At 58.7% G+C, this 11,924-nt stretch carries 15 protein-coding genes and 1 tRNA gene; 8 read left to right on the top strand and 8 right to left on the bottom strand.

Going from position 1 to position 11,924, the window contains the following annotated elements:
- Nucleotides 1–50: 50 nt before the first annotated feature.
- Nucleotides 51–491, top strand: coding sequence for a thioredoxin family protein (locus FJ398_08420; protein MBM3837976.1), 441 nt, complete (start codon nucleotides 51–53; stop codon nucleotides 489–491).
- Nucleotides 492–544: 53 nt separating this feature from the next.
- Here FJ398_08420 and FJ398_08415 read toward each other — a convergent pair whose 3' ends face one another.
- Nucleotides 545–1,585 carry a TIM barrel protein gene (locus FJ398_08415; GenBank protein ID MBM3837975.1) on the bottom strand — a complete coding sequence of 347 codons (1,041 nt, stop codon included), beginning with the start codon at nucleotides 1,583–1,585 and terminating at the stop codon, nucleotides 545–547.
- A 73-nt stretch (nucleotides 1,586–1,658) separates the two neighbouring features.
- On the opposite strand from FJ398_08415, the gene FJ398_08410 reads away from it, so the two are divergent.
- The 5 genes from FJ398_08410 to FJ398_08390 all read left to right on the top strand — a co-directional run bounded on the left by FJ398_08410 (nucleotide 1,659) and on the right by FJ398_08390 (nucleotide 6,293).
- Nucleotides 1,659–2,105 carry a clan AA aspartic protease gene (locus FJ398_08410; protein ID MBM3837974.1) on the top strand — a complete coding sequence of 149 codons (447 nt, stop codon included), beginning with the start codon at nucleotides 1,659–1,661 and terminating at the stop codon, nucleotides 2,103–2,105.
- A 162-nt stretch (nucleotides 2,106–2,267) separates the two neighbouring features.
- Nucleotides 2,268–3,482, top strand: a complete 1,215-nt coding sequence (locus FJ398_08405) for a DUF1015 domain-containing protein (GenBank protein ID MBM3837973.1) — start codon at nucleotides 2,268–2,270, stop codon at nucleotides 3,480–3,482.
- The gene (locus FJ398_08400; protein MBM3837972.1) at nucleotides 3,483–4,370 is read left to right on the top strand and encodes a cation transporter; all 888 of its coding nucleotides are present in this window, start codon (nucleotides 3,483–3,485) and stop codon (nucleotides 4,368–4,370) included.
- A 306-nt stretch (nucleotides 4,371–4,676) separates the two neighbouring features.
- Entirely contained in the window at nucleotides 4,677–5,774 is a 1,098-nt protein-coding gene (locus FJ398_08395; GenBank protein ID MBM3837971.1) for a hypothetical protein, read from the top strand.
- A 198-nt stretch (nucleotides 5,775–5,972) separates the two neighbouring features.
- A complete protein-coding gene (locus FJ398_08390; GenBank protein ID MBM3837970.1) occupies nucleotides 5,973–6,293 on the top strand; it encodes a DUF433 domain-containing protein in 321 nt (106 codons plus the stop codon).
- A gap of 36 nt (nucleotides 6,294–6,329) precedes the next feature.
- On the opposite strand, the gene FJ398_08385 is transcribed toward FJ398_08390, so the two are convergent.
- From FJ398_08385 to FJ398_08370, 4 genes are all read right to left on the bottom strand, one after another.
- Entirely contained in the window at nucleotides 6,330–6,638 is a 309-nt protein-coding gene (locus FJ398_08385; GenBank protein MBM3837969.1) for a type II toxin-antitoxin system RelE/ParE family toxin, read from the bottom strand.
- Entirely contained in the window at nucleotides 6,635–6,850 is a 216-nt protein-coding gene (locus FJ398_08380; protein ID MBM3837968.1) for a hypothetical protein, read from the bottom strand. Before FJ398_08380 ends, FJ398_08385 begins: the two co-directional genes overlap by 4 nt.
- Nucleotides 6,851–6,925: 75 nt before the next feature.
- Entirely contained in the window at nucleotides 6,926–7,699 is a 774-nt protein-coding gene (locus FJ398_08375; protein MBM3837967.1) for a site-specific integrase, read from the bottom strand.
- Nucleotides 7,570–7,986, bottom strand: a complete 417-nt coding sequence (locus FJ398_08370) for a hypothetical protein (GenBank protein MBM3837966.1) — start codon at nucleotides 7,984–7,986, stop codon at nucleotides 7,570–7,572. Before FJ398_08370 ends, FJ398_08375 begins: the two co-directional genes overlap by 130 nt.
- Nucleotides 7,987–8,041: 55 nt before the next feature.
- On the opposite strand from FJ398_08370, the gene FJ398_08365 reads away from it, so the two are divergent.
- A tRNA-Lys gene (locus tag FJ398_08365) sits at nucleotides 8,042–8,117 on the top strand.
- A 73-nt stretch (nucleotides 8,118–8,190) separates the two neighbouring features.
- Here FJ398_08365 and FJ398_08360 read toward each other — a convergent pair.
- From FJ398_08360 to FJ398_08350, 3 genes are all read right to left on the bottom strand, one after another.
- A complete protein-coding gene (locus FJ398_08360) occupies nucleotides 8,191–8,565 on the bottom strand; it encodes a hypothetical protein (protein ID MBM3837965.1) in 375 nt (124 codons plus the stop codon).
- A gap of 2 nt (nucleotides 8,566–8,567) precedes the next feature.
- On the bottom strand, nucleotides 8,568–8,912 hold the full coding sequence (locus FJ398_08355; protein ID MBM3837964.1) for a hypothetical protein: 345 nt from the start codon (nucleotides 8,910–8,912) through the stop codon (nucleotides 8,568–8,570).
- Nucleotides 8,913–9,144: 232 nt separating this feature from the next.
- Complete coding sequence (locus FJ398_08350; protein MBM3837963.1) at nucleotides 9,145–9,816, bottom strand: hypothetical protein; 672 nt, start codon at nucleotides 9,814–9,816, stop codon at nucleotides 9,145–9,147.
- Between the two features lie 335 nt (nucleotides 9,817–10,151).
- Here FJ398_08350 and FJ398_08345 point away from each other — a divergent pair, with 335 nt between their 5' ends.
- Nucleotides 10,152–11,666: a HEAT repeat domain-containing protein gene (locus FJ398_08345; protein MBM3837962.1), complete on the top strand. Its 1,515-nt coding sequence runs from the start codon at nucleotides 10,152–10,154 to the stop codon at nucleotides 11,664–11,666.
- Nucleotides 11,667–11,924 lie beyond the last annotated feature (258 nt).

Raw genomic sequence — 11,924 nt, 5'->3', positions numbered from 1 at the left:
GCGACGTTGTCCACCGCGAACAAATCAACCTCAGTTCACTATGTAAAGCTATGAGAAAACTCCCCCTGGGCTTAATGGCAGGCCTCGCCCTGTTCCAATTAAGCGTCTCCGCCGAATGGCTGACGGATCTGTCCAAAGCGCAGACCCAGGCCAAGAAGGAGAAAAAGTTGGTGCTCATCAACTTCACCGGTTCGGACTGGTGAGGGTTCTGCAAAAAGTTGGAGTCGGAAGTGTTTCCCACCTCGGAATTCAAGGACTACGCCAGCAAGCACTTTGTGCTGGTGGAAGCGGATTTCCCGCGCGCGAAGCCGCAATCCGACGCCTTGAAAAAGGCCAATGAAGAGATGAAAGGCAAATACGGCGTCCGAGGATTCCCTACGCTCGTCATCGTGGACGACAAAGGGAAGAAAGTCGGCGAAAAGGTCGGGTATCGCCCCGGCAGCGGCACGCAAGCCGTGATCGCCGACCTGGACAAGATCATCAAGAAGTAGCCTCCCGTTTCACTTTTGAACTCCAACAGCGTGGCTGGTCAGCCACGCTTTTTTCATCCATCCATCAAATGCTCCAGCACCATCTGGTCGAGCGCCTGGTAATTGCGGTCCGCGATGAGTTGCCGGGCGCTCTTCTCGTCGAAGCTGCGGGCTTTCTTGACGAGCCGCAGGAACGTCCGCCGGCTGTTCGTCAGATGATCCAGCCAATGCTCGGTCTTCGTGGTCCGGAACGGATGGACGTCGAAGCAGACGTATTCGCCATTCTGGCCATAACCGTTCCGCTCCAGCGCGCGCACCTGATTGAAGGCGACCCGCAGGTTGTGGCTCGCAAAAGGCTTGTCCTGGTCGAATTTCAATCCGTTCTGATCGTTCAAGTGCAGCGACCACAGTTTGCCGAAGCTGCAGGCGAAATCGATTTCGTCCGCCGGATCCAGCCCCGCCAGCAGCGCGTGCGCCGATTCAATCAAACATCCGACCCGCTTCGGATCGCGCGTGAGTTGGGCAATGGCCAGTGCGTGGCCGATGGTCGGGAGGTAGGCGATGTCCATCGGCTCATTCGGTTTGGGTTCGATGGCGATGCGGACTTTCCGGTCGTGCGCGAGCATCGCATCGACCGCCTCGACCAGAAGCTCGACGCTGCGCCGGCCATTCTTCGATTCGCGAAGATACGTGCCTTCCCGCGCCAGCCACAAAACGATCAAATCGGTCCCGAGCACCTTCGCGATGTCGATGGAACGGAGGGACCGTCCGATCGCGTACCTGCGGCACTTGGGATCGTTGCTCGTGTACGCGCCGTCGATGGTCTTGGGGCTGAACCAAAGCCGGGGCGCGACCATTTCCGCGGCAATGCCCATGCCGTCGAGCCGCTTTTTCAGTTCCCGGGCTTCCTTGCGAATCTGGGCGTCGGATTTGCCGTCGATGTCCGGAACGGCGTCGTCATCGTGAAACATCATGGCGTCGAAGCCGAGCCGTTTCAGTTTCGCGAGTTTCCAATCGAACGATTGCGTCGGGCGCGTGGGCGGCCCGTACGGATCGCCGCCTTCGCTGATGTTCCACGGGCCGAAGCAGAATTGGTAGCGGTGTTTGTTTGCCATAGTCGTGAAGGCCGGATGCTAAGGAGGTTTCGGACTTTTGGGAATCTATTTGTAGGGATTTGAGATTTTGCTTTTGGAATCAGCGCCTCGCGCCTATCTTTGCCGCGTGGGTGAAGTCCGCGTTCAAGTTAAACTGTGCAACGTTGCCGATCTGGCCGCCGCAGCGGCCGGGAAACTCGACCCGCAATCGGTTCGGCGCATTGAAGCGAATGCCATGGTGGACACCGGCGCAGTCCGCTCGTGCATTCCGCAGCCGTTGCTGGACCGGTTAGGCATCCAACCCTTGGACCACATGGTCGTTGAATATGCCAACGGGCAGAAAGAATCGGTGCGCCTGGCCTACGGCGTGATGTTTGACATTCTGGAACGCCGCACTAGCGACGACGCGCTTGTGCTGGGCGATGAGGTGCTCATCGGCCAGACGTTGCTTGAGAAAATGGACCTCATCGTGGACTGCACAAATCGCCGCCTCCTGCCCAATCCATCGCATCCGGACGTAGCGGTCAACAAACTGAAGTGAGACGCTCGCGACGGGCCGGATGTCGGAATCCGGCCAGGTACGGGCTAACGACGCCCCCTTCACTCGAGTCCACCGCCGCCCAGTTGGATTCTCGGATTCTCACCAGCCCAATATGAGCGTGCCTTTTCCATGCGGGGTCTCTATTTTCCGCGGCGCGTTTTTATGGCGACCATCAAACCTTTCATAGCCCTGCGGCCGCGGCCCGACCTGGCGGCGCGTGTGTGCGAATTGCCTTACGACGTGATGTCCTCGGAGGAAGCGCGCCAAATCGCGGCGGGGAACCCGCTCAGCTTTCTCCACGTCAGCAAGCCGGAGATCGACCTGCCGCCAGGGATTGACCCTTATGGCGGGCGAGTTTACGCCAAAGGCCTGGAGAACTTCTCGAAACTAATCACTGACGGCGCCCTGAGGACCGATCCGCAGCCGTGCTTTTATCTTTACCGGCAAATCATGGGCAAGCACAGCCAGCTTGGCCTGGTCGCCGCGGCCAGTTGCGAAGACTACCTGAAGAATCTCATCAAGAAGCACGAGCTGACCCGGCCGGACAAGGAAGACGATCGCGTGCGCCACATCGAAGCGTTGAATTCCCAAACCGGTCCGGTCTTCCTGGTCTATCCTTCCAATCCGGCGCTGAATGAATTGTTCGCGAGAACGTCGGCTCAAGCTCCGGATGTCGATTTTACTGCGACGGACGGCGTCCGCCACACGTCGTGGACGATCCACAATGCTGCGGAGCTTCGATTCATTGAGGACCAGTTTGCGCGCATGCCAGCGCTCTACATTGCGGATGGCCATCATCGCAGCGCGTCGGCGGCGCGGGTTTTTCAAAGTCGGAAGGGCGCCGGGCACACCGCGCACTTCCTCAGCGTGATCTTTCCGCACGACCAGGTGCGAATCCTCCCTTACAACCGGGTCCTGAAAGATTTGAACGGCCTCACGCCGCCGCAGGTTCTGGAGAAACTGGACGGCGTGTTTATCATCAAATCTCCCGGCGCGGCGGCTCCGGCGCGAAAGCACGAGTTGGGATTCTACCTTGCGGGCCAGTGGCACACATTGAACTGCCGTCCGCGATTCGCCGCCACGACCGATCCCATCGAGAAACTCGACGTGACCCTGCTGCAAAAATACGTGCTCGCCCCGTTGTTCGGAATCGATGATCCGCGCACCAGCAAACGTATCCAGTTTGTCGGCGGCATTCGCGGAACGGCGGAACTGGAGAAAATAGTTGAGAGCGGCGAATTCGCCTGCGCCTTCTCCATGTTTCCCACGAGCATCGGAGACTTGATGGCCATCGCGGACGCCGGCGGGATCATGCCGCCCAAGAGCACCTGGTTCGAGCCTAAGCTGCGCGACGGGATGTTTTGTCACATGCTCTAGATGACAGACCGAAGGCTTAACCGGAGTCTGCGTGTCACGGCGATCGGGATGATGGTGAATATTGTCCTCGCCGCCACGAAGCTCACCGCCGGCCTTCTCGGACACGCTCACGCGTTGATCGCGGATGGCGTGGAATCCTTCGCCGATATTTTCAGTTCGTTAGTGGTGTGGCGCGGCTTGATCGTTTCCGCTCAGCCGGCGGATGCGGACCATCCCTACGGGCATGGCAAAGCGGAGCCAATCGCGGCCGCGGTCGTGGCCACGACTCTGCTGTTGGCCGCGGTCTGGATTGCCGTGAAAGCCGGGGAAGAGATTCTTCGCCCGCACCTGGCGCCGGCGCCGTTCACGCTGGCGGTTTTGTTCCTTGTCGTGACGGTCAAGGAAGGACTGTTTCGCTACGTCCTGCGCGAGGCAAGAACGGTCGGGAGCACCGCCGTGCACACAGACGCCTGGCATCATCGTAGCGACGCGATTACGTCCATTGCCGCCGCGATCGGCATCAGCATCGCGTTGATCGGCGGGCCGGGATACGAATCGGCGGACGATATTGCCGCGATTGTCGCCGCCGGGATCATTGCCTGGAACGGATGGCGGCTGCTGCGTCCGGCGATGGATGAGCTGATGGACGCGTCGCCGGACCTGGCGTTGTGTGCCGAGATTCGGCGGGTTGCAGAGGAAACTTCCGGCGTCGCCGCCGTCGAAAAATGTCTGGTGCGAAAGATGGGCTACCATTACTTCGTGGATATGCACCTGGAAGTGGATCCCCAGATGACCGTGCTCCGGGCGCACGAAGTGGCGCATCAGGTCAAAGACCGGGTTCGAAGCCAACTGCCCATGATCTATGACGTGCTCGTTCACATCGAACCAAGCCGCGGGGCAGCGCATTAGTTGCGACACGGGAAAAATCAAACTGAAGGTCTTATGTCTGAATCCTGCACTTCGCGAAAATCCTGGACGGTATTTTGCCGTTCCCGCAATGGCCGACACATTCATGCTCTCCCCGCCGTGGATCCGACTTGCCCTCGTAGCGCAGATTTGCAATCTGCCGTATCGCCGATTTGCAATCGGCAGCGCGCCCGCAAGTTCCGGCGCGATGGATCAGGACCGGCGCGGGCGGAATACAATTCCGCGATACGGCAGAATGCAAATCTGCGCTACCGGTCGCACCCCTGGCGCTTCCGAATCAATTGGCGTATGCGAGACCTCAGTATGGCGGCAACCCTTTACGTTCTCTCCATCATTGCCCCGATCGGAACCGCCGCCCCGCATTGGGAGATCAAGACGTTCGCCGGGACGGGCCAGGCGGGTTATTCCGGCGACGGCGGACCGGCCACGCAGGCGCAATTGAACAATCCGTTCGGAATCGTCCGCGGCCCAGAGGGGGCGCTTTACATTTGCGACATGGCCAATCACGTGATTCGCAAAGTGGCGGCGAATGGGGCAATCTCCACCGTGGCCGGCACCGGCAACCGCGGTTCCTCCGGGGATGGCGGCCCCGCGTTGAAAGCCGAATTGAACGAGCCTTACGAAATCCGTTTTGACCGGGCCGGGAACATGTTCTTTGTCGAAATGCAAAATCATCTGGTCCGGCGCGTGGATGCGAAAGCGCAAATCATTTCCACCGTGGCCGGAACTGGACAGCCTGGTTTTTCCGGCGACGGCGGGCTGGCGGCGAAGGCCACGTTTCGGCAACCGCACAGCATTCAATTCGATTCGAAAGGCGACCTCTACATCTGCGACATCGGAAACCATCGCGTTCGCAGAGTGGAGATGAAGACGGGTCTCATTTCCACATTCGCCGGGACCGGAGAAAGAAGCGCCACGCCGGACGGAGCCGCGATTTCTGGCACGCCGCTGAACGGGCCGCGGGCGATCGACTTCGACCGTGCCGGAAATCTGTGGCTGGCCCTGCGTGAAGGCAATGCCGTCTTCAAGCTCGATTTGCAGGCGGGCAAGATTTCTCACACCGCCGGCACCGGAAAGAAGGGTTTCACCGGAAATGGCGGTCCCGCGCCGGAGGCCGCACTCTCCGGCCCGAAGGGCATCAGCATCGGACAGGACGGAAATATCTTCTTCGCCGATACCGAGAGTCACACCATTCGGATGATTGATCTGAAGAAGGGAACGGTGGAACTGGTGGCGGGCACCGGCGAGAAAGGCGACGGCCCGGACGGCGATCCACTGAAATGCAAGATGGCCCGGCCACACGGGGTGTTCGTCGATACGGACGGATCGATCTTCATCGGCGACAGCGAGACCCATCGAGTGCGGGTGATGCGGCTCGTGCGGTGAAGACCATCGAACCTCATGCCTGGCTGAAGCCCGCTCCTCAAATGGCAGCCCTCAGCCTGACATTGCGCCTTTGCCAATAACCTTTGACGCCGTGCTGGCACATGAGGCTGTGGGCTTTCTTCGTAGAACGAGTCTCCCTTTGGAGCCGAAGACAATGGCCTACGGGCGGACTGCCGCAAATCGGGGTGACCTGGCCGAATTGCGGTTGGCCACCAGACGCAGCCCGGCCGAGTTCTCTGCGTCTGGGGCGACGCTGGTTGGATTGACGACACCAACGTCAAGGTGATCGAAGTGATTCTCGATCATCTGGCTTACGGCCACAGCCCGGAAGAGATTCATCTACAGCATCCCCATCTTTCGATGGCGCAGGCGCACGCCGCATTTGCGTATTACTTCGACCACAAGGCAGCAATCGATGCTAAAATTGACTGGCGTCATCGCCGCGTCGAGGCGCTTCGAGCGAAAGCGCACGAGCCGTTCACTCGAAAGCAACTGACTGCGCGGCTCAAGAAGCGGTGACGTGTTGACCGCGGAGGAAATGCTGCGGCGAATTCTTTAGAAACGCCCTTGCCAGTGCCGATCATGCCGGGCCGCGTGGAGCACGGCACCTACGATCACGACACCGTCATCTTCTGAGACTTCGAAGATTACGCGGTAAGGAAATCGTTCAGGATAACGCCAACGGATATTCTTACGCGGGTGGCGGCGGGAATTAAGCAGTGGGTTGTCAGCGAGCGCGTCAAGAACTCGAATGACTTCTTCGACGAACTCGTTGCCGAGACCATCGGCGCGGGCGTCATACCATCTGGTGGCCTCGTCAACATCGTCCCAAACTTCCGGCCGCACGACGACGCGCCAACTCATGATCTCAAGCGCGAACGAAGACGCGCTTTCATCTCATCGAGTGGCACGGACGAGTTCGGATCTGCACGGTGAGCCGCGAACCGCGCTTCGATGAGCTTTTCATCGCTTTCCGACAGCGGCGGATCATCGAGCTCCAACGCCCGCCGGATCACGGCTTGACGCTGTTCGAATGTCAACGACGGAAGTTCTTCCAGAACCTGAGTGAAACTCATGACAAAAACCTACCTGATCCGTCATTCACTTTCAATCACGCCCGCAGGATCTTGAAAAGTGAGTTCACGACAATTTTAGGACGAAGCTTCCATCGGTGCCTCTTGGGTTAGACGCACTACGTTGTCCGCGGTGGAATCATCGAAGCTCACCTTCTTGATTATCGCCAGACTGTGTTCTTGCCGCAGATGCCCGTAAGTTCTCATGGCGAGCGATCCACCGTCCTTGTGCCCGAGCCAACGGCTGATCGTGGGAATGTACACACCGGATTCGATGCACGTCGTGGCGAAGAAGTGTCGAAAATCGTGATGAGTGAAGTGAGGAAATCCAAGTCGCCGGCAGGCCGTTTGAAGACACTTCTTCGCGCTCTGAATTTTGATAATGGAATCTTCTGGTTTTGGCTCGGTCTCGGCCTCGAGCCTTTCCAAGAATTGTTTCAGCGCGCCGGTCATTGGAATCAGGCGATCACTCGATTCGGTTTTTGTGCCGTGAATCCAAATCATGTTTGACTCGAATTTCACATCTTGCCACCTGGCGGCGACGGCCTCACCCAACCGCGCGCCGGAGTACGCCAGGAACTCGACGAGATCGGCGCCGTGCTTGGCTTTCTCCTGACTGTCATTCCGGCCATCCGAAAACCTGATTTGAGCGACGAGCTTTTTGAATTGCTCGCGGGTCGGCACATCGATCTTCGCGGGAATAATCCGCTTTCGCCGAATACTCACCGCCGGTTCGAGAGGATCAATCCGCGTTCCATCGCGAAATCGAACACCGCCCTCATCACTTCCAATTCGTGCGCGAACGTTTGGGGCGCAATCTTCGGTCCGCGCTCTGACACCCACCGGTCGCAATGGTGCGGTGTCGCGTTCCTGATCGAAGCTCCCGCGAAGAACGGCGCAAGCTCCCTGATGTGGATCTCCTTTCGAACGACCGTGCTGGGACTTAAGGCGTGCTTCACGGTTTCCAGCCAATGTTTGGCGGTCTGCTCAAAAGTCAGGTTTGAATCCTCCGAAATGGTCAACGCCCCGACCTGCCCGCGAAGTGCCCTTCTCCTTTCTGCAAGTTTCCGGTCCTTCGTCTGATTTACAGTAAGGGAACGTCGGGAACGTCGAAATTGCTTGCCGCACTGTTGAAGCAAGGCATAGTGACCGCCCGTTAGTTCGGGTCGAGATCACCTTCACGGCCAAATCTGTGGGTTGGTAGCTCAGTCGGTAGAGCAGCGGCCTTTTAAGCCGTTGGTCCCGGGTTCGAGTCCCGGCCAACCCACCAAACAACAACGGAGCCAGGCATGACTTGGGTTTGTATTCTCCGCGGCGGCACGGAGTGCCATTTCCTTCCTGACTTATCGTTGCAGGACTGCGGCGAAGATTAGGTTCCGCAGCACCTCGTTCTTCAGTTTCAGCAGGCGCTTGGCGGAAAGCCGGATTCGAAGGAGGCGCCGGAGCCGGTTCTTGTCCCGAAGATTTCGCCCGTAGAAGAAGTCGATCTCGCTCCGGAACTTGTCCGTGTTGTCGATGTTCCCGATCTCCCGGATCAGATCGAAGTCTTCCTGAAAGAAACTCGGCTTTTTGGAAAGGATCAAGTTGGCCAGCGGCAGCGCATGGCGGTAAAGACAGGGCCGGAATACCGCTCTCTCGTAGTCCGCGTCGCGACAGTGAAACTTCTCGCAGTACGCCTCCTTGAAGGTTTGCGGCCACGCTCCGGATGCCAGACGCATACTCACGACTTTTCCAAAGCGCGCAGCACGGCTAGCCGAGAGATCGCAAGCGGGTAGGTCTCCGCCAGGACCTCGGTCGGATTTCCAGGCTCGACCTCATAGCGCGCAAACCAGAGCGGCACGCGCATCGCCGTCTTCCCGGTGACAATGGGGGTCCCGTATTTGGATTCGAGATCCCGCTTCAGTTCATCCGCTGTCTTTCGGTCGGTTGAATAGCACGGAGCGGCAAGGTGCCAGGGCTTGTTGAAGACTTGGAAATGAATCAGAGCATCCAATTCGCGTCCGGATTGAATGGAGTAGGGATCGACCTCGTTCAGGCGGCAGACGGTTGGATCGGCGGTCTTCATTTCAGGAGCAGGTTCAGGATAAGGTCGTTCGCGTGACTCCGGAGGCTCGTCCGGAACGAAACGCCTCGGCTGAAGTTGCGGTTGGAGGAAGCGCGAACATTCTTGATGAGGCGCCGCACTCGTTTGATCCACGCTTTTCGAGAACGGTATATTCTTGGCAATCACCTTGGAATGCGGCAACGAGAATCTGTGGTCTCCGGGCGACATCCGTGGTCTGCAAACGACTTCCCGGTCACTTCGAGCGACCGGCTCTGCGGAGTTCAGCCAGCCCGCCCTCTGCTTCCGCACGCGGCAGGCCTCCGGCGATCAAGGCTTCATCTCCGAGTTCGAGAAGCCGGCCATAGAAAGCGATGCCCATTTCCACGGCTTCAGCATGCCCCGGCACAGCCTCCAGAAGCGCGAACAGGGCATCCTCCGCCTTGGCGAATTTCCCGGCCTGTTCGTAATAGATCACCATCGCGCCATACGTGCGGGGCGGGAGTTCGTAAGGCTTCAATGCTTCGACGAGTTCCTCGACCGAGGGCGCGAATTCAGCCAGTTCGGTCGGCGGTCCGGACAACTTCAACCCCAGGATCAGGTGCAGCGCTTTGAGGAAGCAGTCGCGGCTCAGATCGAGCCGCTGCTGGGCGGCGCTGACGATTCCCAGTTGCTTGAGCAACGCGGCCATCACCATGCACTTCTCGTGGACAAGCTGGCCATGCTCACCGATTGTCAAGCGTGCCAGAATCTCGCCATCGGAGAGATCCGTGACGGAGTCGGAGCCGACCTCCAGCAGCGTGCGCAGCGCGAGATCGATGCGCCGGATCGCTCCTTCATAATCGCGCGTTTTGACCAGCCCGATGATCTCCGCGACCCAGCGGATGTAGCGTTTGATCCACTCCAGGAGGTAGTCTTGCCGTATCATGGTTCGTAGCGTCGTCGGTGTGCGAACATCGAATCGAAGTTAAATCCGAAATTCAAAATCTGGAATCCGAAATCCAAAACAACAAGCAATATTTGACTCTGACTCAACGAGGCCGCGTGCTCGCGAACGTGCCGGCCAAGCTTGTGCAACCGCTGCAATGGGGTTTCCATACTTGCCGGCCGAAGGCATGGGACAGAAACATTAATTGGTCATGTGAACCGCGCTCGGAACCGCGGATAACGCGGATGGGCGCGGATCCCGAGCGACGACCGTGGCAAATCGTTGGTTCCTTTATCCGCGCAATCCGCGCAATCCGCGGTTAGACATCTTGCGTCATGGAAACTGAAAGCTCGCCGCCCCAGATTCCCGCTCAGGCCGCTCAAGCCCAAAAGGCCAGGCGGTTGCTCCTGCGGGTGGTGTTTCTCTTTTTGCTGATCAATGGGGTGATCCTTTACAGAGTCCTTCAAGAGCCCAAGCCGACTTACAATGGACTCACCGTCGCGGGCTGGTGCAAGCGGATAAACCTCGGGCCATTGGAACCGCAAGTTGTGAATGCTTTCGGGCCCGGCGCCGCATCCCTCTTAGTCGAGGTCGTCGATGCCAAGCGGTCCCTGCTGAAGCGCGGCTGGTCGGCCATCTGGCGAAGAATTCCAGACGCGCTTCGTAAAAAGATTTCGTCGCTGCAACCATACGACGTAGTAGGTGCTCGTGGAACGGCGGTACAATGGCTTATCGAACTGGGTGCCGACGGCAGGGAGGCCATTCCCGGTCTGATGCACATCGCCCAGCACGCGAACGATGTCTATGTCCGTTGCTCGGCCATGTCAGCCCTGAGTTTCGTCGGTGCAGACTCACCGGAGGCTTTGAAGGTTTTGGTCAATCTCCTCAATGATCCAGACGTAGTGATCACCGATAATGCTGCGCTACGTCTAGGTCAAATGGGGCCAGCAGCAAAGAACGCTGTCCCTGCCCTCGCGCGCTACCTCGAGAGCCACCCGCAAGGAAAGCCATTCAACCCAATTACAGCGCTGGGCTACATTGGCCCAACGGCCAGCGAAGGAGTGCCCGCGATCGTGCGGGCGCTGAAGGACCCAGAATTTCACGCCAATTCGCTTTATGCGTTGAACCGGATTGGGGCGGGCGCGGGCGCGGCTGTCCCAAGCCTGGTTCCTTTCCTGGAGCATGAGGACCCGCGTTTCCGCGTCCTGGCTCTGGACACCCTAAGACAACTCGGACCTTTAGCGCGGCCTGCACTGACCGATCTCTTAAATGTCCGCAAAACCAGGATTGGTGTTGAGCGAGTACTCGCTGCGGTTGTGATAGCAAACATCGAACGTGATTCTCGTCTTGCCTTGCCGATTCTGTTGGAGGAATTCGACCGGGGCGGATCAGACGCGGGAGGCTCGTGGCAGCTCCAAGTCCCAAGCTTTACGAGGTCTGAAGTAGCCTCCTATGGCATTCTCTCGCCAGATGCGGCCGCCTGGTTTTTGGGTGACGTCGGGCCTTCTGCAACCAAAGCGCTCCCCAAACTTCGGCAGCTCTTGGCGTCTGTGGATCCCTCGGATCGTCTCATCGCCGCGCGCTCGATTTGGAGGATCGACCAAAACCTCGATCCCATATGGCCAATCGTTAAGGACCTGCTTCAATCGCGAAAGGACCTCTCGGACAAGTTCCACCTCAATCTTGCGCTGCAAATCCTGGTTGAAATCGGTCCTGCCGCCAAACCAATCGTGCCTGCGCTGATCGAATTCATCAAACGAAGCGAGAATCCTTGGAGCGAAAGGCGCGGAGTTCTGAAAGCCCTCCAAAGAATCGATCCAGGCGCTGCGGCCAAGGTTTCGCTTCGTTGAGCCCACGTGCCTCATAAAACGGGAACCACGAAACACACGAAAGCCACGAAAATGAGAGACGCGAGTTGGGACGTGCCCGCCAACACCAAACCAGCCGCGGCCCAGAGATGCCCCTTTTCTTTCGTGTGTTTAGGGTCTGTGCAAAAATAACTTCCGGTTTTGGCGGGAGCGCCGCCTGGCCGGATGCAAGGCGCGAGGAGGGAGCATCCCCGTTTTGGGGCTGTGACCGACGAGCAACGCCGCAGCCGGCCAGGCGCC

Source organism: Verrucomicrobiota bacterium, from assembly GCA_016871535.1.
Taxonomy (GTDB): domain Bacteria; phylum Verrucomicrobiota; class Verrucomicrobiia; order Limisphaerales; family SIBE01; genus VHCZ01.
Note: the sequence above shows the minus strand (reverse complement) of the source record. Positions and strands in the feature narration are given on the sequence as shown.